This window comes from Pseudomonas rosaeacicularis (assembly GCF_057128745.1).
The window spans coordinates 140,750-166,283 of sequence record NZ_JBSKHT010000018.1; the positions used below are offsets into that span (position 1 = coordinate 140,750).

Below are 25,534 nucleotides of genomic sequence, written 5' to 3' on the forward strand. Positions count from 1 at the left end.
TTACCCTCGGGTCGCGCAAGGCTCGGCTTTTTTCAGGTGCGGTACGAAATTGCACGGACGGAATCGTGAATCCAGTTGCTGGGCGAGAATGCCGTCCCAGCCAGTGCGCACCGCGTTGGTAGAACCTGGCAAGCAGCAAACCAGCGTGCCATTGGCCAAACCGGCCAGAGCGCGAGACTGGATGGTCGAGGTGCCGATGTCGGGCACAGAAATCTGACGGAACAGCTCGCCAAAACCATCCACCTGTTTATCGAGCAGGCAAGCCACTGCTTCAGGGGTGCTGTCGCGGCCGGTGAAGCCGGTGCCGCCGGTAATCAATACGACCTGCACTTCATCGTCGGCGATCCAGGTGGCAACCTGAGCGCGGATTTTGTACAGATCGTCCTGCAGCAGCACTCGTTCGATCAGGCCATGACCGGCTTCGGTCAAGCGATCAACGAACATCTGTCCGGAGGTATCGGTGTCGCGGGTGCGGGTGTCGCTGACAGTTAAAACGGCAATATTCAGGGGTACGAAAGGTGTGTCTGCCTTGGCTTTCATCGGCTAGGTCCGGTTGTAGGGAAAACAGGCGGGTGTTATATCACAGCACTTCTTTTTGCTGCTCTGGTCGAGTCCGCCATGCCTGCGATTAACGCTCTTGCTCCGATTTCGATTGTGCTGTTGGCCGGCGGTCGGGGCCAACGGATGGGCGGGCAAGATAAAGGTTTGATCCCATGGCGCGGCGAGCCATTGATTGCCCATGTGCAACGGGTGGTGCGGCCGCTGACAGACGACTTGATCATCTCGTGCAATCGCAATCTGGAACGCTACGGGCTCTACGCTGATCGGCTGGTTCAGGATGATCAGACCGATTTTCCGGGTCCTTATGCGGGAATTCGCGCGGGGCTGGCAGCGGCGCGTCACGATTTAGTCCTGATCCTGCCGTGCGATGCGCCGTTGCTCGACATCACCCTGATTCAGGGACTGCGGGAAACCGCGCAAGCGCACCCGGATAAACCAGTCATGGTGCGTCAGGGCGAACAATGGGAGCCACTGTTGTGCATCATCCCCCGTGTGCACGCCGCTGCGTTCGAGCATGACTGGCTGACTGGGCAACGCAGCCCGCGCAAAACCATGGCCCGCCTTGGCGCAGTCGCGTTGCAATGCGAGGACGGTGATCCTCGCTTGGCAAACCTGAATACCCCGGATCTGTTGATCCAGATCAGCCCCTGAGGCGGCCTGATAGATTTCATGGAACTTTGCCGGTCGCGCCCGCGTCAGAAACGTCACTACACAAAGAATTCCACACCGGAGACACAGTAATGAAACGGACTATCCCCGCAGCCTTTTTGCTCGCCTTGAGCCTCGCATCCCTTGCCGGTTGCTCATCGCCGACTGTAATCACGCTGAACGACGGACGTGAAATCCAGGCCACGGACACGCCAAAATTCGACGAAGAGTCGGGCTTCTATGAGTTCAAGCAGTTGGACGGCAAAGAAACCCGCGTCAACAAAGACCAGGTGCGTACTGTTAAAGACCTGTAAGTCTTGAGGCTTGAGTTAAGAAAAAGCCCGCATTCGTGCGGGCTTTTTTGTCGGTCGGCAAAGTACTTCTGTAGGAGCCAACTTGTTGGCGAGCCACTTGACTCGGTTTACCAAAAGACCGTCTCGCTTTTTTGTCGGTCGGCAAAGTATTTCTGTAGGAGCCAACTTGTTGGCGAGCCACTTGACTCGGTTTACCAAAAGACCGTCTCGCGAATAAATTCGCTCCTACAGGGCGCGGCTTTTCACCAATCCAGCGTCAGCTCGCTGCGAAACTCCCGCTCCTGCCCTGTCACCGGATCAACAAACTTCAGACTCTTGGCCAGTAGCTTCAGCGGTTGGTCGAAATCGTCCGGCGCGTCTATCAGCACGTCCGGGTAAAACGGGTCGTTGCAAATCCCCGCTCCCAAGGCCGCCATGTGCACCCGCAGTTGGTGCTTTTTGCCGGTCACCGGGTACAGCGCGTAGCGCCATAACTCGCCATTGCGCTCAACTACCTCAATCCGGGTTTCGGTGTTGCTGTCCCCTGGTCCTTCCTGCATGCGGAAAAACGGCTCGCCCTCCACCAGACGGGTTTTATGCAGCCTCGGGAATTGCAGATCCGGCAATGCCGGCGCGATCGCCTCGTAGCATTTGTCGATCCTGCGCGTTGGAAACAACGCCTGATACGCCGAGCGCGTTTGCTTGTCGGCGGAGAACAACACCAGGCCTGCAGTATGCCGATCAATGCGGTGCAGCGGCACCAGATCAGGATTATCCAAACGGTGGATCAAGCGCCGCAAGAGCGTCTGTTCGACGTATTCCCCGGCGGGCGTGACGGGCAGAAAGTGCGGTTTGTCGGCCACCACCAAATGCTCATCGGCGTACAGGATCTTTTCCAGCACCGGGATGGGAGTCTCGTTTGGCACTTCCCGAAAGTAATGAATGCGCAGCCCTTCGCGGTAAGCCAGATCCAGGGCAATCGGCTTACCGTCGGCATCCAGCACCCGGCCTCGCGTGACGCGGTCCAGCCATTGATCACGGCTGATCGCGCTAAAGCGTTCGCACAGGCAGTCGAGGACAGTCGCCCATGGGCCGGCCGGCAGGTAAAGCGTGCTGGCCTGAAGATGGGCTGCGGTAAAGGCAGAATCGGACATGGATGACTCAAAATCGATGGCAGGCCGGCATTATCACCCAGAGGTTCCGGGCGATGCGAGAACCGCGCGTGACGACTTGGGGCGAGGCTCTGCATCAGGCGTTCGAGTGGCCTGCGACGACATGCCGCACGCTAAAACCGCGCCAGTTGTCAGACAACTACATGACGCGACTGGAAGCAGAATTTGATTTGTTCTAAAATGTTTCCAAATCGGCAAGCAGGCGTAATAACGAACGACAACGATCACTTTGGTCGTCGGATTCGAAAGCGCCGCAAGACCTGAATACATAAAAAGAAAGCCCGTCATCGACGGGCTTTTTTCGTTTTCAGCATTCGTTCAGCGCACCAGGCCTGAACGCCGAGCTTTTTTCGTCGGCCCTGGAAGCTCACGCACAAGCGAGCTGCCACTGCCCACCACAGATTTCTGCTTTCAACTTTTTACAACTTTCGAGGTAACGCTCATGCTGGGTCAACTGTTTCAATGGATCAAACGCCTGTCGACTGGCACGTCTTCGCAGAACGACGAAAACTACTCCGAAACCTTTTCCGGAGAAGAAAGTGATGTCGGCCGCTGGACTTTCCTGTCAATCGCCATCGTATTCACCCTCAGCCTCTACGTGATTGCAGGCTTGGGCTACTACGCCAAGGTACACGTCTGGGACAGCATGACTGATCAGCAAAAAGAAGCCGTCTCCCAGGCGATGGTGGTCGACACGCAATATCTGTGACTGCCAAACGCTACAAGCGCTGACAGGTAATTCCGGCTTCAGCGCAAGAATTCCACCACCTGCCCGGCGTCGAATGGCCAGTCCAGTTCGGCGCCGGTGTCAGTGCGCCGCAAAACGGGAATCCGCAACCCGTATTCGTCCGTCATGGACACGCTTTCGCCGATGTCCACCAACTCGACCATCAAGCCGTGCTCCACAAAGGGCATCAACTCGGCCTCCGCGACCTCACACAAATGACAACCCAGCGTGCCGAGCAATTGACATTCAGGTGGCATGAACGCGCCCTCTGAGAATAGGGATGAACATCCAGTTTAGGCCTGCACGCTAATAGCGTCGAGCCTGCTCTTGCACCGCAAATGCCCACCGTTCAGGCGTCCCGCCCTTGCAGCGCACCAGTCGAAAGCAAAACCGCTAGCACCTAACTTCAGCAAACAGATGCAGCAATTGAAATGAACCTTCAGTAATCAGCCATACTCGAAAACCCATATTGCCACCTCAACGGAGAAAACCATGGCTCGTCAAACTGCAGAGAAAGCCCAAGACATCCTGATGGCCGACTTCCAGACGCTGGTTGCGGACACTGAAAAGCTGCTGGCACACACTGCAACGCTCGCAGGTGATCAAGCAGATGAATTGCGTGGTCAGATCCAGGAAAGTCTGCTGCGTGCCCGGGAAACCCTGAAGCTGACGGAAGAAGCGCTGCGCGAGCGCGGCAAAGCTGCCGTTGTCGCCACTGAAGATTATGTACAAAGTAATCCATGGCAGTCCGTTGGCATCGCCGCCGGTGCCGGGTTTCTGCTAGGTCTGTTGGCCACAAGGCGCTAAATGCTATGACTCTGGGAACGGAATCCGGTCAATCTTCGACCGAAAACACCTCATCACCTCGCCGGCTGCTGGCTGCGTTTCTCGGCTTGATGCACAGCCACATCGAGCTGTTCGGTATCGAGTTGCAGGAACAGAAAGCGCGCACCGTCAGCCTGTTGTTGTTTGCAGGACTGGCCTTGGTGTTCGCGCTGTTGCTGCTAATCGGATTGTCGGCCTTGTTCCTGATTCTGGTTTGGGACAGCTATCGCTTGATGGGCATCGTTGCTCTCTGTGGGTTCTACACATTAGCGGCGATCTTTTGTGCGATGAAGCTCAAATCGGCGATCTTCGATGAGTCTTCACCCTTCCATTCAACACTGGAAGAACTGGCCAATGACCGTGAGCGCCTGATGCCATGAGCCTGCCTGAATTGCCTAAAACCAATAACCGTCGTGACTTGCGCAAAGCGCTGATCCGCCTGCGCATGGAAATGCATCGTCAGGAAATCCGTCAGGAGTCGACGCAAATGATGCGCCCCTTGCATCGTATGCGCGGCATGACGCACGACTGGCAAGGCACGCTCGGCATCAAGCACGGGCCCTTGTGGGGTGTGGGGATTGTCTCGTTGCTGGGTTTTCTGACCGGCAAAGGCGCCCGCAGTAAACGTACCGGCAGCGTCGGGCGTCTAGTCAAGCTCAGCGCAACGCTTTTGCCCCTGCTCAAGTTGGCGATACAAGGCAGCAACCGCCGCCGCTGAGCTATTCATTTGGCTGCATTCTTGCAAACAAATCTCACCCGATCCTTTCTCTATTGGTCCGCCAATGGAGAAAGGATTGCGCTCGCCTGCAAATGACCCTAATCCCCTACTGAGGAGGCCACGTGATCGATGGGCAACCGCTAGCCTGCTTTCAGCCGTTCATCGATACCGCCACTGGCCGCATCGCAGGCATTGAAGCCCTCGGCCGCCTGCGTCTGGAAAACGGCCGACTGCAATCGGTCGGTCCGCTGTTTGCCGATCCGAAGGTGCCGGCGACCGCGCTGCGTCGTCTGGATCGCTTGATTCGTGACAATGCCCTTAGCCGTCTGCATGAAGTGCCTGACGACTGGTTTCTCAGTCTGAACATCTCGCCGCGCTGGATCAGCCGCTTACGACCCGACCAGCCGCTCCCCAGTTTGCAGCAGCTGGAGCAACACGGCATTGCCCCCGAACGTATCGTCTTCGAGATCACTGAGCTGGGTGGCGATAGCCAGCGCCTGAGCGATGTAGTTGCGCGGTATCGTGACGCCGGCGCACGGATTGCAATCGATGATTTCGGCGCCGGGTATTCCCAGCTGGACCGCGTGCTGGCACTGCAACCGGACATTCTCAAGCTCGACATGCGTCTGTTCCAGGCGGCGGCGCGCGGCGGTCCCAGCAGTGATGTGGTCAAGGCCCTGGCGCAGATGGCCGAGAAAACCGGTTGCTGGATCATCGCCGAAGGCGTCGAAACCGAAGCCGAGCTCAACTTCGCCCTGGAGTGCGGCTCACGCTACGTTCAGGGTTTTCTGTTCGCTCAGGGTGAGCTGGATTTTTTCACCACCGATGCCTTCGTCGAGCGTTTCGGCACATTGCGCGATCGCTACGTGTTGCAAAAAGTCGGCGAGCGCGAACGACTGATGACCCTGCGCAAACAATTGTCCAGGTTGATGACCATGCTCCAGGGCTGGGCGGAAGGCCGGGAGCCGCTGAGCGACTTGCCGCCGCTGGAGGCCTTCCCTTGGCTGCTGCGGTTTTATCAATGCGATCGCCATGGCACTCAGATCACGCCCAATCTGGAATGGCGCGATGGAACCTGGCAAGCCGACACTCGATACCTGGGGCATAACTGGTCGTGGCGCCCCTACTTCTATCATTTGCTGGCCGAGGGCTGGCACGAACGCCGCCTGACCCTCTCAACCACCTATCGCGATGCCACCAGCAATCAGTATTGCCTCACCGCCGGACAGTTTTTCGACAACGGTGAGCGCCTGCTGCTGATCGACATCGACGCAGCAGGTTTCTGAGCCGATTGCACTTGCAGGCTGCGGGGTGAACCGGGAAGCTAGGCCCGGTAATCACCCGATGGAGTAAACGCCTTGGATTGGCAAACCCTGCTTACCCGCGAGCGTCTCGGCAAGACCCTGCACAGTCCCGAAGAGCTGGGACGCAGCCCTTTTCACAAGGACCACGACCGGATCATCTTTTCGGGCGCCTTCCGTCGTCTGGGACGCAAGACCCAGGTTCACCCCGTCACCAGCAATGACCATATCCACACGCGCCTGACCCACTCGCTGGAAGTCAGCTGTGTGGGCCGTTCACTGGGCATGCGCGTTGGCGAAACCCTGCGTGACGCGTTACCGCAATGGTGTGAGCCCAGTGATCTGGGGATGGTCGTGCAATCGGCTTGCCTGGCCCACGACATTGGCAACCCGCCGTTTGGTCACTCGGGCGAAGACGCCATCCGCAACTGGTTCAAACAGGCTGCCGGGCGTGGCTGGCTGGATGCGATGAGCGAAGTGGAGCGCAACGATTTCCTGAATTTCGAGGGTAACGCCCAGGGTTTCAGGGTCCTGACCCAGCTTGAATACCACCAATTCGAAGGGGGCACGCGATTGACCTACGCGACCCTCGGCACCTATCTGAAATACCCGTGGACAGCCCGCCATGCGGACTCGTTGGGCTACAAAAAACACAAGTTCGGCTGCTATCAGAGCGAACTGCCGATCCTGGAACAGATCGCAGCCAAGCTTGGGCTGCCGCAGTTGGAGGAGCAGCGCTGGGCACGGCATCCGCTCGTTTACCTGATGGAGGCTGCCGACGACATCTGCTACGCCTTGATCGATCTCGAGGACGGGCTGGAAATGGACCTGCTCGAGTACGCCGAAGTCGAGGCGTTGCTGCTGGGGCTGGTCGGGGACGATCTGCCGGACACCTACCGACAGCTCGGTCCGGATGATTCACGCCGGCGTAAACTGGCGATTCTGCGCGGCAAAGCTATCGAGCACCTGACCAATGCCGCGGCCAGGGCGTTCGTCGAGCAGCAGGATGCGTTGCTCGCGGGCACGCTTTCGGGTGATCTGGTCGAGCATATGCACGGCCCGGCCAAACGCTGCGTACTGAACGCCAAGGACATGGCACGCAAGAAAATTTTCCAGGACAAACGCAAAACCCTTCATGAGATCGGCGCGTACACCACCCTCGAAATTCTCTTGAATGCGTTCTGCGGCGCCGCGCTGGAACAGTTCGGTGGCCATGCCCTGTCCTTCAAAAGCCGGCGCATCCTTGATCTGCTGGGCAATAACGCGCCAGACCCGAGCTGGCCGCTGCATACCTCGTTCCTGCGGGTGATCGACTTCATCGCCGGCATGACTGACAGCTACGCCAGCGAGATGGCCAGGGAAATGACCGGCAACACTAGCCCGGTCTAGACCTGGAGCGTGAGTTAAACGGCCCGTTTCCTATTCCGGAATCGGGCCGTTCCTGCGTCAGGGCAAGACAAAGCCATCAACAGCTTCGGATGCGTCCTACAGCAACTTCGGAATTCCCCTATCGCCGCCACCTTCAACCTGCCGAATACTCGGCCGGTCTGGTGCAAGGGCGATCCCCTGGCGCCCCACTTACCGACACCTCCTGCGGCCTTGTCGCCCTCATCCACTTCTGCTGACACGACGTCCGAAATCGAGCCAGTCTCATCTGCGTACATCGCTTTCCGGAAACTCCGATGCTCAAAGAAAACCTTCGAATTCTGCTGGTGGAAGACCACCCTTTTCAGCTGATCGCTACACAGATCCTGCTCAACAACCATGGGTTCTATCGTCTGACGCCGGTCATGAACGCCAAAGAGGCCATGCTTGCGATGGAGCGCAGCCCGACCCCCTACGACCTGTTGCTGTGTGACCAGCGCTTGCCGGATCGCAACGGTCTTCAATTGATTGAGGAAGCCAGCCGGCGAGGCCTGATCATTCAGGCGGTGGTGTTCAGCGGTCTTGCGCAATCGCGGCTGGACGACATTGAGCTGCGGGCCGCTGCGCGAGGGCTTCCGTTACTGGGTTGCCTGACCAAACCACTGTTTGCAGCAGATCTTCACCGGCTGCTACTTCAGGCCGGACGTGGTCAGTGATTGTTATGAACGTGAATAAACCGATTAAGGAATGTTGTAGTCATCTGCCGAAATGCTTGTAGGATAATTCCAAATCGAAATAACCGGACTATTCGTCAATAACCATTTCAATGACTACTGTGTACACGCACGTTTAATGTTCGGCGTTCCACAGGGGTATTTACGTACGCTGATACGCTTATTTTTGTAGGAAGCTTCCTATATCTCCCCAGTAGCAGGGTCTGTTCGTGTGACTACTGGAACAACTGAGATAAGGTGCGCGCTTTCTTCGCTGCTTGTATGGATTGAACTATGAACTCAGTATTTATAATCGATGATCATCCGGTCATTCGCATGGCTATCCGGATGTTGCTCGAAAACGAAAACTACAAAGTGGTGGGTGAAACCGATAATGGGGTTGACGCAATGCAAATGGTTCGCGAATGCATGCCTGACCTGATCATCCTCGACATCAGCATCCCCAAGCTCGATGGCCTGGAAGTGCTGGCCCGCTTCAACGCCATGAATTTGCCGTCGAAGATCCTGATCCTGACCGAACAAACCCCCAATCTCTTTGCCATTCGCTGTATGCAATCGGGTGCAGCAGGTTATGTCTGCAAACAGGAAGACCTCAGCGAATTGCTCAGTTCGGTCAAAGCGGTATTATCCGGCTACAATTACTTTCCTAGCCAGGCACTGACGACGCCCCCTCGCGAAGACGGACGACCGAGCGAAATCGAGCTATTCAAACTTGTCAATGATCGCGAACTGATGGTATTGCAACTATTCGCCCAAGGCCGTACCAACAAAGAAATCGCCAAAGGCATGTTTCTCAGTAACAAAACAGTCAGCACATACAAGACTCGTTTAATGCAGAAGCTGAGAGCAAAAACGCTGGTAGAACTTATCGAGATGGCAAAACGCAATTCGTTAGTGTGAGAAATAGGATGTCGAAGGGTTTAAAGGACTATTGGATACTGGCGATATTTGCCTGCATGGGTTTCAGTGCTCAGGCCGACACAGCATCTGCCGAACGCTATTCGCTACTGAGTCGATCCAATCCGGCACACATGGACGTGACCCTGGATCGGGCGCAATGGCAGTGGGTTCGCAACAAGCGCGAACTGGTCCTGGGCACCTCCGCACCGGATTACCCCCCTTTTGATATGACCCTCACCGGGCACGACTACGAAGGGTTCACGGCCGACTATGCGGGGATCATCGGCCGTGCGCTGGACTTGCCTGTGAGGGTCCAGCGCTATGAATCCAGAGACGCCGCCGTTACCGCGTTGCAAGACGGCGAAATTGACCTGCTGGGCAGCGCCAATGGCTATGAAGCCAGCAAGAACAACATCGCGCTGTCCACGCCCTACGCTGTCGACCAACCTGTGCTGGTCACTCGGATTGGCGAAAGCCGTTCATTGAGCGATAACCTCAACGGCCTTCGCTTGAGCATGGTCTATCACTACCTGCCACCCGAAGCGATCAGCGCGCTGTACCCCAAGGCTCGACTCCAAACCTTTCCGTCCTTCCAGAGCGCCATCAATGCGGTGGCCTTCAATCAGGCCGATGTGTTCCTCGGCGACACCATTTCCACTCACTACCTGATCAACAAGGGCTATCTGAACAATGTCCAGATGGCCAACTTCGGCAAGCACGAAGCCAATGGTTTCAGCTTTGCCATACGAATCGAAAACAGCACCCTCACGGACATCGTCAATCTGGTGCTCAAGGGTATTCCAGTGGAGGAGCGCATCGCCATTTCCAAGCGCTGGGGTGCCGGCAGCGATTTGATGCTGACGGACCAGAAACTCCAACTCACGCAACGTGAAGAGCGCTGGATTGCCCAGCATCCCACGGTTCGTGTGGTGATCAACGAAGCCTATGCGCCGCTGACCTTTTTTGACGCCACCGGCAACTTTCGAGGGGTGACGGCAGACTTGCTGGATTTGGTACGACTGCGCACCGGGCTGAAATTTCAGGTTAGCCACGCGCCGAGCATGAACGACATGATGAACCGGGTCATGAACGGCCAGGCAGACTTGATCGGCGCGATGATCCCCAGTGATGAACGCGAGAACCGATTCAGTTTCAGTCGGCCTTACCTGGATAATACGTTCGTACTGGTTACCCGCAAGCAGACGTCCAGCCCCGCAAATCTTGAGCAACTCAATGGCAAGCGCGTGGCCTTGACCCTGGGCAGCCCGATCCTGGAATACCTGCGCCAGAAGTCCCCCGAAATCTACCCGGTGGAGGTGGACAATCCTTCCCAGGCTCTCGACATGCTGGCCCACGGTCGCGTCGAAGGTGCGATCACGTCGTTACTGAGCGCCAGTTATTACCTGTCGTCCAGAGCGCTGAATGACTCGCTGCAGATGCGCGTCACGGTGGGCAACGAGCCGGCCAGAATCGCGATGGCCACCGCCCGAAATGCCACCGAACTGAGCGGCATCCTCGACAAGGCACTGTCGAGTATTGCGCCCGAAGACCTGATGGTCATCAACAACCGCTGGCGCTCCTACATCCCGGCCAGTCACGGCGCCTGGCAGGATTATCAGTTGCTCATCTATCAGATTGTGGTCGGCGCTGGCCTGTTGCTGCTCGGATCACTGGCCTGGAATGCCTGGATGCGGCGCCAGATCAAGCAGCGCGAACGCGCTGAACGCGCGCTCAATGACCAGTTCGAATTCATGAGTGCATTGGTCAACGGCACGCCACATCCCATTTACGTACGCGACCGCGACGGTCTGCTAAAGATCTGCAATGAAAGTTATCTCGCAGCTTTCGCGGCCCAACGCGAAGAGGTCATTGGCAAGAGCATTCTGGATGGAGTGCTCAGCGACACAGACGAAGCTCGGGATTACGCCCAGGATTACCATCGCGTTATGGAGCAGGACACTCCGCTGGTGGTAGACCGGTCGCTGCACATCGGCGATCGGCACCTGACGATCTATCACTGGATCCTGCCCTTTCGCGACTCGCTGGGCAAAGTGCAGGGCATCATCGGCGGCTGGATCGACATCAGCGATCGCCGGCAGCTGATTGAGGAGCTGCAAACCGCCAAGGACCTCGCCGATGACGCCAACCGCGCCAAGAGCACTTTTCTGGCGACCATGAGCCACGAGATCCGCACCCCGATGAATGCGGTGATCGGCATGCTGGAACTGGCGCTCAAGCGCGCCGACCAAGGTCAGCTGGACCGCCCCGCCATTGAGGTCGCTTACAGCTCGGCCAAGGATCTGCTGGAACTGATCGGCGATATCCTGGATATCGCGCGAATAGAATCCGGTCGACTGAGCCTGAGCCCCGAGCGCGCCAACTTACGGCAGTTGGTCGAATCCGTCGTTCGCGTATTCGATGGGCTGGCGCGGCAGAAAAGTCTGACGCTGGTGCTGGATCTGGACCCCAGAATCAACACTGATGTGCTGATCGACCCGATGCGCTTCAAACAGATCCTGTCTAACCTCATCAGTAACGCCATCAAGTTCACCGAGCAGGGCCAGATCAAGATCAGCCTGCAAACCGAAGACGGCGCGACGCCCCAGCAGTTGCGGGTGCATGTGACCATTCATGACAGCGGTATTGGCATCAGCGAGGAGGATCAGCAGCGCCTGTTCGAACCCTTCGCGCAGGTCGACAATTCAGGTCAGTTGGCGCGGACCGGGGCCGGGCTAGGACTGGTTATCTGCCGCAGCCTTTGTGAAATGATGGGCGGAACGCTGAGCCTCGACAGCCAGCCGGGGCACGGCACGCGGATCGACATGACCTTGGACCTGACCACGCTGGAAGATCTTGAGGCGGGCAGCCTTCACCGGGACACGACGCCTGACACCTCAGGGCAACTGAACATCCTCATTGTCGACGATCACCCGGCCAACCGGCTGCTGCTGTTCGAGCAACTGTGCTTTCTCGGCCATCGCTGCGAAATGGCGGTGGACGGAGCGCAGGGGCTGCAGCGTTGGCGCAACGGCCATTTCGACCTGGTGATCGCCGATTGCAATATGCCGGTCATGAACGGATATGACCTGACGAGGGGTATTCGGGACCGGGAACGTAGCGAATCGCGCGCTCAATGCACGGTGCTGGGCTTCACCGCCAACGCCCAGACCGAGGAAATCCAGCGCTGTCGGGATGCAGGCATGAACGACTGCCTGTTCAAACCCATTAGCCTCACCGCTCTCAATGACCGGCTATCGAAGGTAAGTCCCCTTGCCCATTCTGCGTCAGCACAGGATCCAGACACCTTCGCGCCGGACAGCATCACTGCGTTGACCGGTGGCCGTGAAGGCATGTCCCGACGTCTCATCGAGCAACTGATCGTCAGTAATGTGGATGACCGCGAAGAGCTCGCCGCCTTGGTGCCTGCGGGCAATCGTCAACAACTGCGTGATATCGGCCACAAGATTCGCGGTGCCGCCAGGATTATCAGTGCCATGCATGTGATTGAGATGTGCGAAGCGCTTGAAGACGCTTGCGACGAAGATGCGTCGGACGAGGTCATTGTCGCGCGACTGATGGCTGTGGACTCAGCATTGCAAAAACTGGAACACGCTCTGCGCGCGCATCTGGAGAAGATATCGTGAGGGGCAGGCGACAGAGGGGGTAAGCAGGACAGTGCAAAACTCGACGCGATGTCGTCGAGGGAAAAGCAGGGGACGCTGGCGCGATGCCAACCTCCCCTCAGTACAATCAGGCAGCCGGATTGATCGGCTTTTCCGGGTACCATGCATCGACCAGCGGGGTCACTTCGACCTTGGTCAGCTCGCTGCGGCCCTTGAGCCAGCTTTCAACGATAGCGCGCTGCTCTTCGGTGACTGAACCACGGTTAGCCAGGCAAACCAGACCGTAGTCGTCGCCGCCAACGTAGTCCAGACCGTTTGCATCCATGGCATCTTTCAGGAACGCGTCGAGGAATGCATCGATTGCCGCATCGTCCAGGTCTTCCTTGAAATCCAGGTTCAGTTCAAAACCCAGCTCCTGGAATTCGTCTACGCACAGTTTTTTACGCAGACGGCGGGAACGGTTAGTCGCCATGAAACAATCCTCAAAAGTAAATATCGGGCGGCACTTTACCAGCTTGTACTGATAAAAGCCCGAAACCGACGCCATCCTCAGCCCTTGATCGGGCAGGCAACCCCCCTCGGACAGCACCGCCGCTCGCTTTATGAAAAAATAGCTCGGCTAGACGGCCTTACCCCGGCGCAAGTCACGGCCGCTTGGGGCATAATGCCGCGTTATTACCCAGGCCAATTGTAACTTTCTACACATACAGCCTGGGCCGAACACCCTTTCACCCCGCTGTCGCGCCTCGCACTTTGATCGCAAGGCGTTGCTGGCGGGTCCGTTGAGCGACATGAGTCATGAGGGAATCCATCCCCTCTTCGCTTCCCCCCTTTGCAGTAGGGTTTTATTTGATGATCAAATCTTTGCGTCCATTGGTACTTGCCACCCTTCTTTTCCCGCTGTCCCTGCCTGCTATCGCTGTCCCGATCAATACCGCACTGCCGCCCAAGGTTCAGCAGGCTATCAAGGCAAGCAAACTGGATAACAACGCATTGTCGCTGGTGATGCTGCCACTTACCGGTCCCGGCACCGCGACCGTGTTCAATGCCGATGTGTCGGTCAATCCCGCTTCGACCATGAAGCTGGTAACCACCTACGCGGCGCTTGAAATGCTCGGCCCGACCCATCAGTGGAAAACCGAATTCTTCACCGATGGCACCCTCAGCAATGGCGTGCTGCGCGGCAACCTGTACCTCAAGGGTGGCGGCGACCCGAAGCTGAACATGGAAAAACTCTGGCTTCTGATGCGCGATCTACGCGCCAACGGTGTGCAACAGATCACCGGCGATCTGGTACTCGACCGCAGCCATTTCGTGCAGCCGCAACTGCCCGTGTTCGATGACGACGGCAATGACAAGAACAAACCGTTTCTGGTCAAGCCCGACTCGCTGATGGTCAATCTTAAAGCCCTGCGCTTCGTGACCCGCAACGACGGCGGCAAGATCCTGGTTTCGGTCGAGCCACCGATCGCCGCGATTCACATCAACAATCAGGTCAAAGCGCTGTCGTCCACCAAATGTGCTGGCGACGTTCTGTACAACCCGATTCCCGAAGCTGATGGCGGTATCACGGTCACGGTGAGCGGCCAACTGGGCGACGGCTGCAACTCACAAACTTATCTGTCGCTGCTGGACCATCCCACATACACCGCAGGCGCGGTCCGGGCGATCTGGCAGGAACTGGGCGGGACTATTCAGGGCAAGGATCGACTGGACGTCGTGCCTGGCAATGCGAAGTTGCTCGCCAAAGCTTTCTCGCCTGACCTTGCGGAAATCATTCGCGACATCAACAAATTCAGCAACAACACCATGGCGCAGCAGCTGTTCCTGAGCCTGGGTTCAGAGTTTCGCAACGAGGCCGACGGCGACGATGCCAAAGCCGCGCAACGGGTAATCCGTCAGTGGCTGGCGAAGAAAGGCATTATTGCGCCGCACCTGGTGATGGAAAACGGTTCTGGACTTTCGCGGGCCGAACGCGTCAGCGCTCGTGAGATGGCACAGATGCTCCAGGCGGCCTGGAACAGTCCTTATCAGGCTGAATTCATGAGTTCGCTGCCGCTGGCGGGCATGGACGGCACAATGCGCAAACGCCTGAAACGCACTGCGCTGCGTGGCGAAGCGCATATCAAAACCGGGACCTTGAACACCGTGCGCGCCATCGCCGGTTTCAGTCGTGACAGCAACGGCAACACGTGGGCAGTGGTGGCGATCCTAAACGACCCACGTCCATGGGGCGCATCCTCGGTACTCGATGAAATCCTCGTCGACATGTACGCGCAACCCAAGCTTGCCAACACCGCGATTTCGCTTCAGCAATAAGCGCTGCCGCACCAGCAAAAAGGCCCATCGTTTGATGGGCCTTTTTTGTACGTGCTGCCTGCCTGTCACCATGACTATCGCTGAACTCATGCCAGCTTTTGTAGGAGCTGACGAGTACCGCGAGGCTGCGATGCATTACCCCTGACACACCGCAATCGCAGCCTCGCTGGGGCTCGTCAGTTACTGCAGAAGAGCGGATGCTGCGGGACTTTGGGTCAAATCAACTCCGGCTCAATCCGGTCGCGCCCCGCGAGCTTGGCAGCGTAGACACCAGAGTCCGCCCGCAGCAGCAATGCATCGCCCCGCTCCCCTTCACGCCAGCTTGCCAGCCCAAAACTCGCAGTCACTTGGCCCACGCCGTCCACCGGGGTGGCGCGTAACTCGGCCCAGAGCTCCCGCGCCAACTGGTAGACCTTGGACGAGTCCGTGTCAGGGCACAAAATCATGAACTCTTCCCCGCCCAACCGGCAGAACACATCGCTGCGCCGAAGCCTGTTGCCAATGCGCTGACAGATAATCTGTAACACCAGATCACCTGTCGCGTGCCCCTGATTATCATTGATAGTCTTGAAATGATCGATGTCGAGCATGATCACCGAAAACTGCCCGCCCTGGCGCTCTGCACGCACCATCTCTGTCTGCAAGCGCTCCTGGAAATACCGACGGTTATAAATCCCGGTCAAGGAGTCGGTGACCGACATCGTGCGCAATTCCTCTTCAACCCGCTTACGCTCGGTAACGTCCAGACAGACCGCCAGATAACCCACCCATTCATCGTGCTCGTCCACTACCGCGCTGACCTGCATGCTGATCTGCAGCGTGCTGCCGTCCTGGCGCAAAAAGGTCCAGTCACGGGCTTGTTGGCCGGGTTCGTCGACCGCTTCGACCAGCATGGCATCGCTGGCGTCAATCGCCCGACCGTAACGCTGAGTGAGCTCCCGCGTATGTGCCTGAAGCTCGGCCGGCAAGTGCAACTGCTGCAACGTCAATCGTCCGCAGACCGCGGCACTGTCGTAGCCGAGCATTCGCTGCGCTCCGATGTTGAAAGTGGTAATCACGCCATTGAGGTCTGTGCCAATGATCGCCACTTGGGTAGCGGCGTCGAGCACATTGCGCAGTTGCCCGTGAGCATCGCGCAGTTGCAGTTCGCGCTGCCGCAACTGAACCGTACTCTGTTCGACCAGGCGCAACGCGCGCTGGCGCTGGCTGATCAGCACATACAGCAAGGCGCTAAGCATGAAGCTCAGCAGAGCGCCCACTATCACGACACTGTCGGTGGCCGACGGGTTAGCGCTCAAAAACGCACTCGTCGGCCTGATCTCGAGCAGGTATTTTCGGTCGGCGAAGGTCAAGTCGCTATGAATGTACAGGTGACTGGCTGCAGGCCCAACGCCGGACTGGTACAGCACGTCTGGCCATTGCGGCACCGTCACGTCGCTGAGCGTAAGCGACAGATTGTCCTGCTCCTGCTGCGGCAAACCGTCGGACATCAGTTTGCGCGGACTGATGACCGCCGAGACATAACCATCGAGCAGCGTAGGATCGATGACCCCATTGCGGTCACGGCTGACTACCGGCGCGACCAGTAAAACGCCATTGCTGAAGCGGGGATCAAGGCCAAGAATATCCATACGCGGAGAGGCGGCCATGCGCGCTGACTCGCGAGCCTGCTCCAACGTCGCGTGCCGTACACTCTCGGAATTCTGATCAAAACCCAAAGCCGCTGGCGTCGCGGTGCGCGTTTGACAGTAGCGGACCGGGTAGTAAAGCTCACGTCGGGGCGATGGCTCCAATGCGCCAGAGGCTGCGATCGATTTGATCGAATACCCCTCAAGCCCGTCGCGCCGGGCATGGGCTTCAAACGCCGGGCGGTCGGCATCCAACACGCGAGGCGCCCAGGAATAGGCCTCGGTCCAGCTGAGCATGGTATTGGCAAAACCATTGAATTCGTCTTGGGATACTTCATCGGAGTAGACGAAGAAACGCCGCAGGCCGTCCAGGCGTTGCACCTGCCCGTCCAGGCGCTCCTGCACTCGACTCAAACGCTCGTTACCGAGCAGGTCGAAACGCTGCTGCAACTGACGCCGGTAAAGCTCGGTATTGGCCAACGCCAACAAACCCGTCAGCACTGCGCCCGCTGCGAACGCCAGAATGCCGACCACCCATGAGCTGGCGTCTTCACTGATAAAGCCCAGTATCTTGGGTTTTGGGGAAGTTGACGACATACGCAAAACTCATGACGCCACTGTGTTGCCGCGACATATGGCCATGCATCTCTTATAGCGATTCGCCATTAGCTTGCCTAGTGCAGCATGTCGCTCACCCCGCACATCGTGCACCTGACCGACGAAACAGCCGTCAAGTCAGGTGAACGGTATGTAAGCCCTAGCGGGCGGTGATTTTCCAGGCACGGTGAATCTTGCTGTTGCGGGCAAAATCCGGGTCCAGCGTTTGCGCCGTGATCTCCTCGACCGCATAACGCTCGGCCAGGTTTTCCTCCAGCTGGAACTTGCGGAAGTTGTTGGAGAAATACAACACGCCGCCCGGTGCCAGGCGCGCCATGGCCAGATCGATCAGTTGAACCTGATCGCGCTGCACGTCGAAGATGCCTTCCATGCGCTTGGAGTTGGAGAAGGTCGGCGGGTCGATGAAAATCAGGTCGTACTCATCACGGCTGGTTTCAAGCCAGACCATGACGTCGCCCTGCTCCAGCCGGTTCTTGTCGGAGAAACCGTTGAGCGACAGATTGCGGCGCGCCCAGTCCAGATAGGTTTTCGACAGATCGACACTTGTGGTGCTGCGCGCGCCACCCTTGGCCGCATGAACGCTGGCGGTCGCGGTGTAGCTGTACAGATTGAGGAAGCGCTTGCCGGCTGCTTCGCGCTGAATACGCATGCGCATCGGGCGGTGGTCGAGAAACAGGCCAGTGTCCAGATAGTCGGTCAGGTTGACCAGCAGCTTGACCCCGCCTTCCTTGACCTCGACGAACTGGCCTTGAGCACTTTGACGCTCGTACTGCTTGGTCCCGCTCTGGCGTTCGCGACGCTTGATCACCACCCGGCTTTTGTCGATGTTCAGCGCCTGAGGAATGGCCGCCAGGGCATCGAACAGTCGAGCCGAGGCTTTCTCGGGATCGATGGACTTGGGCGCGGCGTATTCCTGAACGTGAACCCAATCTTCGTACAGATCGATCGCCAGCGAATACTCGGGCATGTCGGCGTCATAGACGCGATAACAATCGATGCCTTCGCGACGTACCCATTTGCTGAACTGCTTGAGGTTTTTCTGCAAGCGATTGGCGAACATCTGCCCGCCTTCGCTCAAGCGCGCCTGCTCAACCACAGGCGCCGGCTCGCGAATCGGATTGCCGTTCTTGTTCAACTTGACCGGCTCAGGCGCCACATCGTGCTCGGCCTGCTCGCGTTCGATCTGGCGTTGCTCCGGGGTGCGGCGCTCGCCAGTTACAAACTGGTCCGGCTGAACCTTGATCAGCAGCAGTTTGCACGGCAAGGCGCCGTTCCAGAACGCGTACTGCTTGTGGCTGCGAATACCCATGCGCTTGCCCAGATCCGGCGCGCCGGTAAATACAGCGGCTTCCCAGTTCAGGCAGGCCTGACGCAGACGCTCGCCGAGGTTCTGATACAGATACAACAGGCTCGCCTCGTCACCCAGACGCTCGCCATACGGCGGGTTGCAAATGACCAGGCCTTTCTGGTTCTGGTCCGGGCGCGGCTCGAAGGTCGCGACTTCACCCTGATAGACCTTGATCCACTCGCTCAGGCCAGCTCGTTCGATGTTGTTGCGCGCCGGTTGGATCAGACGAGGGTCGGCTTCATAGCCACGAATCCACAACGGGGTCTTGGCCAGACCTGCCTGTGCACGGGCCAGGGCTTCATCGTGCAGCTTATGCCACAGCGCCGGAACGTGACCGAGCCAGGCTGAAAAGCCCCAGCGCTCGCGCTTGAGGTTAGGTGCGATATCGGCGCCAATCATGGCCGCTTCAACCAGGAACGTACCGACACCGCACATCGGGTCAGCCAGCGCGCCGCCTTCGGCCGCAAGCCGCGGCCAGCCGGAACGAATCAGAATCGCCGCTGCGAGGTTTTCCTTGAGCGGCGCGGCGCCTTGCTGCAGACGGTAACCGCGCTGATGCAGGCTGTGACCGGACAGGTCCAGCGAAAGGATGGCTTCGCCTCGATCCAGACGCAGGTGAATACGCAAATCGGGATTGAGCTTGTCGATCGAAGGACGCAGGCCGTCGGGCGTGCGCAGTTTGTCGACAATGGCGTCCTTGACCTTCAAGGCCCCGAAGTGGGTGTTGTCGATGCCAGAACCATGGCCGCTGAACTCCACCGCCAAGGAACCGTCCGGCTCAAGATGATCTTGCCAATCGACGTCGAGCACGCCGTGGTAAAGATCTTCAGCGTCCTTCATCGGGAAACGCTTGAGTACCAGTAAAACCCGGTTGGCAAGGCGCGACCACAGGCACAACCGGTAGGCTGTTTCCATATCGGCCGTACCACGGATGGTCGAAGTGTGTTCGCGGGTATCTTCCAGACCAAGCGCGGTGGCTTCCTCAGCGAGCAGGCCTTCGAGTCCCTTGGGGCAAGTGAGGAAAAGTTCGTAACGGTCCGACATGAGTAATCCAGAGCCTTAGGCTTGAGCGGCGGGACAACGCATTGTCCCGCCCGATTTAAAACAGGCGTCTTTCTTGGAGAACGCCTGCGTGGCACACACATTGTGCCGGTCCACCCCGGCGAGCCTCATTAATGAAGACCAGCGCCGTGGCAGTCGATGAGCAGGTCCGAAAACCTCAGCAAAACTGATATTAAAAAACCACTATTGAGCCCGACAACGTCCGCAATAAAAAGTCACATCCTTGACCCTTCGTCGTTTTCACGCTGACTGCAAACCGCCAGCAGTTGGTGTTGAGACACAGTCTCGATATCAGCGCAGAACCCTGTTTTCAGGGGGCTGCCCGAAAAATCGCACCCGAACGAGGTTGCTTCTTATGGTCTTAATACGCCAAACATGAACTTCTTATGACAAAACGGTCATTCACAGCGCCCAATGCATTGGTTAGAAATCAACACAGGTTGTCGTCGCAATGACGGCAGCACCTAAGCCCGCGACGCCGGCAGCGGGTACCAACGGCAGAAAATTTCTGCCCGACCTCAACATGAGGTCTCAAGGGACATTACAGTCAACAAACGAGGGCAACACCCTATGAGAAGACTTAAGCGTGATCCGTTGGAAAGAGCATTTTTACGCGGATATCAATTTGGTGTTCATGGAAAATCCCGTGAGCTTTGCCCCTTTACTCTACCGTCAGTACGCCAAGCCTGGATCAACGGCTGGCGAGAAGGACGCGGCGACAACTGGGACGGTATGACCGGCACTGCGGGTATCCACAGACTCAACGAACTTCACGCGGTCGGCTAAACACATAAGGACGCTTGCGACTAAACATTCTTCGTTTTCATCACACCATGCGTGCCCCATCCGGGCCGCGGGCTGAAGCCCAGGGGGTTCCATCAAGGGACCCCCTTTTTATTGGCTGAAGTTCAGACGCCAGAGCGTGGCATCGCTGCAATCGCATCCACAGACTGGCGAATCAGCGCCGGCCCCTTATAAATGAAGCCCGAATAAATCTGCACCAGACTGGCACCGGCGGCGATCTTCTCGGCCGCGTGTTTGCCCTCGGTGATACCGCCAGCGGCGATAATCGGCAATCTACCGGCCAACTCGGCGGCCAGCACCTTGACGATGTGCGTGCTCTGCTCGCGTACCGGTGAGCCTGACAACCCGCCTGCCTCGTCCGCATGGGGCAAGCCTTCAACGCCTTGGCGGCTGAGGGTGGTGTTGGTGGCAATCACAGCGTCCATTCCGGATTCAATCAAGGCGGCAGCGACCAGCGCGGTTTCTTCATCGCTCATGTCCGGCGCGATCTTGATCGCCAGCGGCACGTGCTTGCCGTGAGTCTGAGTCAACGCTTGCTGGCGAGTCTTCAGCGCCTCGAGCAGTTGCTTGAGCGAATCGCCAAACTGCAGACTGCGCAGGCCCGGGGTGTTGGGCGAGCTGACATTGACCGTGACGTAACTGGCGTGGGCGTAGACCTTGTCCAGGCAGATCAGGTAATCATCGACTGCGCGCTCGACCGGAGTGCTGAAATTCTTGCCGATATTGATGCCCAGAATGCCGTCGTATTTGGCGGCCTGCACACGGCTGACCAGATGATCGACGCCGAGGTTGTTGAACCCCATGCGGTTGATGATCCCTTCAGCGTGGGGCAGTCGGAAGATTCGCGGCTTGGGATTGCCAGGTTGTGGCAGCGGGGTCACCGTGCCGATTTCAACGAAGCCGAAACCCAGCTGGGAGAAGCCGTCGATGGCCGCGCCATTTTTGTCCAGGCCTGCCGCCAACCCGACCGGGTTTGGAAACTCAAGGCCCATGACCGTCGTCGTCAACTTGACCGGCGCCTTATTAAACAGACCGTTGATGCCCAGCCGCCCTCCCGCACCGATCAGGTCGATCGACAGGTCGTGGGAGGCTTCCGGGGAGAGTTTGAACAGTAACTGGCGGGCCAGGTTATACATGGGCGGGCGCGGCTCGTTGCGGCTGAATTCAGCGGGCGATTATAGACGCCGCACCGGTGCAGCGCGAGGCCTGTCCTGAACTTTGCACGGCGCTCGCGCCATCGGTGGCATATCGCTTGCTTCGCTAAAGCCATCGAACCCGTTCCAACGGCGGAGCGGGTCATCGGACAATGGCGTCGCAACTACCCTTGCTGAAGCAGCGGGTGGAGCGACGCTTTTTTTATGGAAGTCGCGTGGCGCAGTTCATCCACGCAACATCAGCCAGCGACCTTCAAGCGGGACCGAAGACATGAGTGAAATGTTAAACAGCGCGTCAGCCTGGGTTGCCGGCAGCGACGCCCCCGAACTCAGCAGTATCGATGTCGGCTTCATGGCCCTGACCGACAGCGCGTCGCTGGTAGTGGCCGCGACCCAAGGCTTTGCGCAACCGTATGGATTGAACATCAATCTGCATCGGCAAACGTCCTGGGCCAATTTGCGGGACAAACTGGTCAACGGCCAGTTGCATGCTGCCCACAGCCTGTACGGGCTGATCTACGCCGCGCAGCTTGGCATCGGCGGACAAGCCAAAGACATGGCGGTGCTGATGGGGCTCAATCAGAACGGGCAAAGCATCAACATTTCCCGCGCCTTGCAAGATGCCGGCGTGATCACTCCTGAGGCACTGGATCGGCGCACGCACCAAAGCGACTCAAAACTGACCTTCGCGCAGACTTTCCCTACCGGCAATCACGCGATGTGGTTGTACTACTGGCTGGCGAGTCAGGGCATTCACCCACTCAACGATGTTGACAGCGTGGTGGTGCCGCCGCCGCAAATGGTTGCGCACCTGGAGGCTGGGCGGATTGACGGTTTCTGTGTCGGAGAACCCTGGGGCGCCAGCGCTGTGGCTCAGGACTTGGGGTTTACCATGGCCACTTCTCAGGCGATCTGGCCGGATCACCCGGAAAAAGTTCTGGGCTGTACCCGCGAATTCGTCGAGCAGTATCCAAACACCGCACGAGCGCTGGTCATGGCTGTGCTTGAGGCCAGCCGCTTCATCGAACAAAGCGTCGACAACCGGCGCAGTACCGCGCAATTGCTCAGCGCCAGCGATTACGTCGATGCCCCGGTGGAGGCCATCGAGTCCCGCCTGCTCGGCGAATACGACGATGGGCTGGGCAACCATTGGCAGGACCATCACCCCGTGCGCTTTCACAATAACGGCGAGGTCAACAAACCCTATTTGTCCGACGGCATGTGGTTCATGACCCAGTTCCGGCGTTGGGGTTTGCTGCGTGAAGACCCGGACTACCTCGCGGTTGCAGGGCAAGTGCAGCAACTGGCGCTTTATGGTCAGGCGGCCGAGGCGCTGGGCGTCCCCGTTCCCGATGCCTCCATGCGCAGCAGTCAGTTAATCGACGGCAAAGTGTGGGACGGCAGCGATCCCGCCGGCTATGCGCACAGTTTCAAACTGCATGCATTGGCCGATGCCGCACCCGTCGCCGTCGATCGTTGAGGAGGATGCCTTCATGCTGCGTATCCTGCTGATCAACGACACACCAAAAAAAGTCGGACGCCTCAAGGCCGCATTGACCGAAGCGGGGTTTGAGGTCATCGACGAATCAGGACTGATCATCGATCTGCCCGCGCGCGTCGAGGCCGTGCGTCCGGACGTGATCCTGATTGACACCGAATCCCCCGGCCGCGACGTGATGGAGCAAGTGGTGCTGGTCACCCGCGATCTGCCGCGTCCCATCGTGATGTTCACCGACGAACACGACCCCGGGGTCATGCGTCAGGCGATCAAATCAGGCGTCAGCGCCTACATCGTCGAAGGCATTCACGCACAGCGCCTGCAGCCGATTCTGGATGTAGCCATGGCGCGCTTCGAAAGCGATCAGGACCTGCGCGCCCAGCTTCACGCCCGAGATCAGCAACTGGCCGAGCGCAAACGCATCGAGCTGGCCAAAGGACTGCTGATGAAGATGAAAAGCTGCAATGAAGAAGAGGCCTACACCCTGATGCGTCGCCAGGCTATGAGCCGGCAACAGAAGCTGATTCAAGTGGCCGAGCAGATCATCGCCATGAGCGAGTTGCTGGGCTAAACCTGCGGCGGTAGCCCCGTGGGAGCGGACCTGTCCGCGAAGGCGTCTGCTGCCCAATAGATATTCGTCGCCTGGCATTGGTCTTCGCGGACAGGTCCGCTCCCACAGGTATTGCCCTCCCGCGCGCAGTACTGGACCCGATCCCGGGCAAGCGCACGCCTGGATTTGTATCGCGCAACATACTGGCCCACGTTTTGCTTTGTAAACTGCACAGGTAGCCAACGGCGGTTGCCCCACTCACGACAAAGACGTCGCACCCCTCTTCGCTCAGGCGAATCGGGCTGCGACGTTTTTTGCGTTTTGGACCCAGTGATTCTGGGTCGGGTGGAGCGCCGGGTTGTGGCGCTTCACCTGCAAGACCTGACCCGTTGCAGTGCGAGTTCGCCTCGCCCGCCACACTCTTTTGCAGATGAGGTGTTTGATGAACACGAGTTTCTGGAAGGCCGGCCACAAACCGACGCTGTTCGCAGCGTTCCTGTATTTCGACCTGAGTTTCATGGTCTGGTATCTGCTGGGGCCGCTGGCGGTTCAAATCGCCGCCGACCTGCACCTGACCACACAACAACGCGGACTGATGGTCGCGACGCCAATCCTCGCGGGTGCCATCCTGCGCTTCCTGATGGGCATGCTGGCTGATCAGCTGTCGCCCAAAACCGCCGGCATCATCGGCCAGATCATTGTCATCGTTGCGCTGTTCAGCGCCTGGCAATTGGGCATTCACAGCTACGAACAAGCGTTGGTGCTGGGCCTGTTCCTGGGCATGGCCGGCGCATCGTTCGCTGTCGCTTTGCCTCTGGCTTCGCAGTGGTACCCGGCTGAACACCAGGGCAAAGCCATGGGCATCGCCGGCGCAGGCAATTCCGGCACCGTGCTCGCTGCATTGATCGCGCCGCTGCTGGCCGCCAGTTTCGGCTGGAGCAATGTCTTCGGTTTTGCAGTGATCCCGCTGGTGCTGACTCTGATCGCGTTCTCGCTGATGGCTCGCAACGCGCCAGAGCGGCCAAAAGCCAAGTCCATGGCTGACTACTTCAAAGCCCTGGGCGACCGTGACAGCTGGTGGTTCATGCTGTTTTACAGCGTCACCTTTGGCGGCTTCATCGGTCTGGCCAGCGCCCTGCCCGGCTATTTCAATGACCAATATGGCCTGAGCCCGGTGACCGCCGGCTACTACACGGCAGCCTGCGTATTTGGCGGAAGCCTGATGCGCCCACTGGGCGGCGCGCTGGCTGACCGTTTCGGTGGCATCCGCACGCTGTCGGGCATGTACGCAGTGGCGGCAATCTGCATCGCCGCGGTCGGCTTCAACCTGCCAAGTTCATGGGCCGCACTCGCGCTATTTGTCGCGGCGATGCTGGGGCTGGGTGCAGGCAACGGAGCGGTCTTTCAGCTGGTGCCGCAACGTTTTCGCAAGGAAATCGGCGTGATGACCGGGCTGATCGGCATGGCTGGCGGTATTGGCGGCTTCCTGCTGGCGGCCGGCCTTGGCGCGATCAAGCAAAACACCGGCGAGTATCAACTGGGCTTGTGGCTGTTTGCACTGCTCGGCGTAGTGGCCTGGTTTGGCCTGATGAACGTCAAGCGTCGCTGGAGAACCACTTGGGGTTCGGCCGCAGTGACGGCGGCACGGGTCTGAACCTTTCTCACGCGCCAGCCGCAGGAATAGGC

The 25,534-nt window shown here is 58.4% G+C and carries 23 protein-coding genes; 16 read left to right on the plus strand and 7 right to left on the minus strand.

Annotated elements, in window-relative coordinates:
• Positions 1 to 540 (minus strand): molybdenum cofactor biosynthesis protein B, encoded by a 540-nt coding sequence (gene moaB / locus ACWKWM_RS22970; protein ID WP_483848334.1) that lies wholly within the window; start codon positions 538 to 540, stop codon positions 1 to 3.
• 78 nt (positions 541 to 618) lie between these two features.
• Here moaB and mobA point away from each other — a divergent pair, with 78 nt between their 5' ends.
• A complete protein-coding gene (mobA, locus tag ACWKWM_RS22975) occupies positions 619 to 1,212 on the plus strand; it encodes a molybdenum cofactor guanylyltransferase MobA (protein WP_483848335.1) in 594 nt (197 codons plus the stop codon).
• Between the two features lie 89 nt (positions 1,213 to 1,301).
• Positions 1,302 to 1,523, plus strand: a complete 222-nt coding sequence (locus tag ACWKWM_RS22980; protein WP_483836705.1) for a YgdI/YgdR family lipoprotein — start codon at positions 1,302 to 1,304, stop codon at positions 1,521 to 1,523.
• 242 nt (positions 1,524 to 1,765) lie between these two features.
• Here ACWKWM_RS22980 and ACWKWM_RS22985 read toward each other — a convergent pair whose 3' ends face one another.
• Positions 1,766 to 2,656: an RluA family pseudouridine synthase gene (locus tag ACWKWM_RS22985; protein ID WP_483848336.1), complete on the minus strand. Its 891-nt coding sequence runs from the start codon at positions 2,654 to 2,656 to the stop codon at positions 1,766 to 1,768.
• Between the two features lie 460 nt (positions 2,657 to 3,116).
• Between ACWKWM_RS22985 and ACWKWM_RS22990 the strand changes: the two genes are divergently transcribed.
• A complete protein-coding gene (locus ACWKWM_RS22990; protein WP_483848337.1) occupies positions 3,117 to 3,383 on the plus strand; it encodes a hypothetical protein in 267 nt (88 codons plus the stop codon).
• Between the two features lie 38 nt (positions 3,384 to 3,421).
• On the opposite strand, the gene ACWKWM_RS22995 is transcribed toward ACWKWM_RS22990, so the two are convergent.
• Complete coding sequence (locus tag ACWKWM_RS22995) at positions 3,422 to 3,658, minus strand: glutaredoxin family protein (RefSeq protein ID WP_483848338.1); 237 nt, start codon at positions 3,656 to 3,658, stop codon at positions 3,422 to 3,424.
• A gap of 235 nt (positions 3,659 to 3,893) precedes the next feature.
• On the opposite strand from ACWKWM_RS22995, the gene ACWKWM_RS23000 reads away from it, so the two are divergent.
• The 8 genes from ACWKWM_RS23000 to ACWKWM_RS23035 all read left to right on the plus strand — a co-directional run bounded on the left by ACWKWM_RS23000 (position 3,894) and on the right by ACWKWM_RS23035 (position 12,888).
• Positions 3,894 to 4,208, plus strand: a complete 315-nt coding sequence (locus tag ACWKWM_RS23000) for an ElaB/YgaM/YqjD family protein (RefSeq protein ID WP_483848339.1) — start codon at positions 3,894 to 3,896, stop codon at positions 4,206 to 4,208.
• A 5-nt stretch (positions 4,209 to 4,213) separates the two neighbouring features.
• Positions 4,214 to 4,606 carry a phage holin family protein gene (locus ACWKWM_RS23005; RefSeq protein WP_483848340.1) on the plus strand — a complete coding sequence of 131 codons (393 nt, stop codon included), beginning with the start codon at positions 4,214 to 4,216 and terminating at the stop codon, positions 4,604 to 4,606.
• Positions 4,603 to 4,944: a hypothetical protein gene (locus ACWKWM_RS23010; protein ID WP_483848341.1), complete on the plus strand. Its 342-nt coding sequence runs from the start codon at positions 4,603 to 4,605 to the stop codon at positions 4,942 to 4,944. The genes ACWKWM_RS23005 and ACWKWM_RS23010 overlap by 4 nt, the downstream gene beginning before the upstream one ends.
• 122 nt (positions 4,945 to 5,066) lie before the next feature.
• Positions 5,067 to 6,230 carry an EAL domain-containing protein gene (locus tag ACWKWM_RS23015; RefSeq protein WP_483848342.1) on the plus strand — a complete coding sequence of 388 codons (1,164 nt, stop codon included), beginning with the start codon at positions 5,067 to 5,069 and terminating at the stop codon, positions 6,228 to 6,230.
• A 72-nt stretch (positions 6,231 to 6,302) separates the two neighbouring features.
• A complete protein-coding gene (locus tag ACWKWM_RS23020) occupies positions 6,303 to 7,634 on the plus strand; it encodes a deoxyguanosinetriphosphate triphosphohydrolase (RefSeq protein WP_483848343.1) in 1,332 nt (443 codons plus the stop codon).
• A 293-nt stretch (positions 7,635 to 7,927) separates the two neighbouring features.
• A complete protein-coding gene (locus ACWKWM_RS23025) occupies positions 7,928 to 8,326 on the plus strand; it encodes a response regulator (protein WP_483848344.1) in 399 nt (132 codons plus the stop codon).
• Between the two features lie 291 nt (positions 8,327 to 8,617).
• Entirely contained in the window at positions 8,618 to 9,244 is a 627-nt protein-coding gene (locus ACWKWM_RS23030) for a response regulator (RefSeq protein ID WP_483836715.1), read from the plus strand.
• Between the two features lie 8 nt (positions 9,245 to 9,252).
• Complete coding sequence (locus ACWKWM_RS23035) at positions 9,253 to 12,888, plus strand: transporter substrate-binding domain-containing protein (RefSeq protein WP_483848345.1); 3,636 nt, start codon at positions 9,253 to 9,255, stop codon at positions 12,886 to 12,888.
• 106 nt (positions 12,889 to 12,994) lie between these two features.
• Here the strand turns inward: ACWKWM_RS23035 and ACWKWM_RS23040 are convergent, their stop codons facing one another.
• Positions 12,995 to 13,339 (minus strand): YggL 50S ribosome-binding family protein, encoded by a 345-nt coding sequence (locus ACWKWM_RS23040; RefSeq protein ID WP_483848346.1) that lies wholly within the window; start codon positions 13,337 to 13,339, stop codon positions 12,995 to 12,997.
• A gap of 380 nt (positions 13,340 to 13,719) precedes the next feature.
• Between ACWKWM_RS23040 and dacB the strand changes: the two genes are divergently transcribed.
• Positions 13,720 to 15,186: a D-alanyl-D-alanine carboxypeptidase/D-alanyl-D-alanine endopeptidase gene (dacB, locus tag ACWKWM_RS23045; protein WP_483848347.1), complete on the plus strand. Its 1,467-nt coding sequence runs from the start codon at positions 13,720 to 13,722 to the stop codon at positions 15,184 to 15,186.
• A 215-nt stretch (positions 15,187 to 15,401) separates the two neighbouring features.
• On the opposite strand, the gene ACWKWM_RS23050 is transcribed toward dacB, so the two are convergent.
• Entirely contained in the window at positions 15,402 to 17,411 is a 2,010-nt protein-coding gene (locus tag ACWKWM_RS23050) for a sensor domain-containing diguanylate cyclase (protein WP_483848348.1), read from the minus strand.
• 160 nt (positions 17,412 to 17,571) lie between these two features.
• Positions 17,572 to 19,824: a bifunctional 23S rRNA (guanine(2069)-N(7))-methyltransferase RlmK/23S rRNA (guanine(2445)-N(2))-methyltransferase RlmL gene (gene rlmKL, locus ACWKWM_RS23055; protein WP_483848349.1), complete on the minus strand. Its 2,253-nt coding sequence runs from the start codon at positions 19,822 to 19,824 to the stop codon at positions 17,572 to 17,574.
• A gap of 588 nt (positions 19,825 to 20,412) precedes the next feature.
• On the opposite strand from rlmKL, the gene rmf reads away from it, so the two are divergent.
• Positions 20,413 to 20,628 (plus strand): ribosome modulation factor, encoded by a 216-nt coding sequence (rmf, locus tag ACWKWM_RS23060; RefSeq protein WP_080290409.1) that lies wholly within the window; start codon positions 20,413 to 20,415, stop codon positions 20,626 to 20,628.
• Positions 20,629 to 20,750: 122 nt separating this feature from the next.
• On the opposite strand, the gene ACWKWM_RS23065 is transcribed toward rmf, so the two are convergent.
• Positions 20,751 to 21,782, minus strand: a complete 1,032-nt coding sequence (locus ACWKWM_RS23065) for a quinone-dependent dihydroorotate dehydrogenase (RefSeq protein WP_483848350.1) — start codon at positions 21,780 to 21,782, stop codon at positions 20,751 to 20,753.
• A 289-nt stretch (positions 21,783 to 22,071) separates the two neighbouring features.
• Here ACWKWM_RS23065 and ACWKWM_RS23070 point away from each other — a divergent pair, with 289 nt between their 5' ends.
• From ACWKWM_RS23070 to ACWKWM_RS23080, 3 genes are all read left to right on the plus strand, one after another.
• Positions 22,072 to 23,280: a CmpA/NrtA family ABC transporter substrate-binding protein gene (locus tag ACWKWM_RS23070; protein WP_483848351.1), complete on the plus strand. Its 1,209-nt coding sequence runs from the start codon at positions 22,072 to 22,074 to the stop codon at positions 23,278 to 23,280.
• Positions 23,281 to 23,293: 13 nt separating this feature from the next.
• Positions 23,294 to 23,869 carry an ANTAR domain-containing response regulator gene (locus ACWKWM_RS23075; protein ID WP_483848352.1) on the plus strand — a complete coding sequence of 192 codons (576 nt, stop codon included), beginning with the start codon at positions 23,294 to 23,296 and terminating at the stop codon, positions 23,867 to 23,869.
• Between the two features lie 421 nt (positions 23,870 to 24,290).
• Positions 24,291 to 25,502 carry a nitrate/nitrite transporter gene (locus ACWKWM_RS23080; RefSeq protein ID WP_483848353.1) on the plus strand — a complete coding sequence of 404 codons (1,212 nt, stop codon included), beginning with the start codon at positions 24,291 to 24,293 and terminating at the stop codon, positions 25,500 to 25,502.
• The last annotated feature ends 32 nt before the right edge of the window (positions 25,503 to 25,534 follow it).

Coding starts and splice junctions, on each gene's coding strand:
- ACWKWM_RS23040 (WP_483848346.1), bottom strand. CDS start 13,339: ATGGCGACTAACCGTTCCCGCCGTCTGCGTAAAAAACTGTGCGTAGAC.
- ACWKWM_RS23050 (WP_483848348.1), bottom strand. CDS start 17,411: ATGTCGTCAACTTCCCCAAAACCCAAGATACTGGGCTTTATCAGTGAA.
- ACWKWM_RS22985 (WP_483848336.1), bottom strand. CDS start 2,656: ATGTCCGATTCTGCCTTTACCGCAGCCCATCTTCAGGCCAGCACGCTT.
- dacB (WP_483848347.1), top strand. CDS start 13,720: ATGATCAAATCTTTGCGTCCATTGGTACTTGCCACCCTTCTTTTCCCG.
- ACWKWM_RS23035 (WP_483848345.1), top strand. CDS start 9,253: ATGTCGAAGGGTTTAAAGGACTATTGGATACTGGCGATATTTGCCTGC.
- ACWKWM_RS23065 (WP_483848350.1), bottom strand. CDS start 21,782: ATGTATAACCTGGCCCGCCAGTTACTGTTCAAACTCTCCCCGGAAGCC.
- ACWKWM_RS22990 (WP_483848337.1), top strand. CDS start 3,117: ATGCTGGGTCAACTGTTTCAATGGATCAAACGCCTGTCGACTGGCACG.
- ACWKWM_RS23005 (WP_483848340.1), top strand. CDS start 4,214: ATGACTCTGGGAACGGAATCCGGTCAATCTTCGACCGAAAACACCTCA.
- ACWKWM_RS23010 (WP_483848341.1), top strand. CDS start 4,603: ATGAGCCTGCCTGAATTGCCTAAAACCAATAACCGTCGTGACTTGCGC.
- ACWKWM_RS23025 (WP_483848344.1), top strand. CDS start 7,928: ATGCTCAAAGAAAACCTTCGAATTCTGCTGGTGGAAGACCACCCTTTT.
- ACWKWM_RS23000 (WP_483848339.1), top strand. CDS start 3,894: ATGGCTCGTCAAACTGCAGAGAAAGCCCAAGACATCCTGATGGCCGAC.
- ACWKWM_RS23080 (WP_483848353.1), top strand. CDS start 24,291: ATGAACACGAGTTTCTGGAAGGCCGGCCACAAACCGACGCTGTTCGCA.
- ACWKWM_RS22980 (WP_483836705.1), top strand. CDS start 1,302: ATGAAACGGACTATCCCCGCAGCCTTTTTGCTCGCCTTGAGCCTCGCA.
- rlmKL (WP_483848349.1), bottom strand. CDS start 19,824: ATGTCGGACCGTTACGAACTTTTCCTCACTTGCCCCAAGGGACTCGAA.
- ACWKWM_RS22995 (WP_483848338.1), bottom strand. CDS start 3,658: ATGCCACCTGAATGTCAATTGCTCGGCACGCTGGGTTGTCATTTGTGT.
- rmf (WP_080290409.1), top strand. CDS start 20,413: ATGAGAAGACTTAAGCGTGATCCGTTGGAAAGAGCATTTTTACGCGGA.
- mobA (WP_483848335.1), top strand. CDS start 619: ATGCCTGCGATTAACGCTCTTGCTCCGATTTCGATTGTGCTGTTGGCC.
- ACWKWM_RS23070 (WP_483848351.1), top strand. CDS start 22,072: ATGAGTGAAATGTTAAACAGCGCGTCAGCCTGGGTTGCCGGCAGCGAC.
- ACWKWM_RS23030 (WP_483836715.1), top strand. CDS start 8,618: ATGAACTCAGTATTTATAATCGATGATCATCCGGTCATTCGCATGGCT.
- moaB (WP_483848334.1), bottom strand. CDS start 540: ATGAAAGCCAAGGCAGACACACCTTTCGTACCCCTGAATATTGCCGTT.
- ACWKWM_RS23075 (WP_483848352.1), top strand. CDS start 23,294: ATGCTGCGTATCCTGCTGATCAACGACACACCAAAAAAAGTCGGACGC.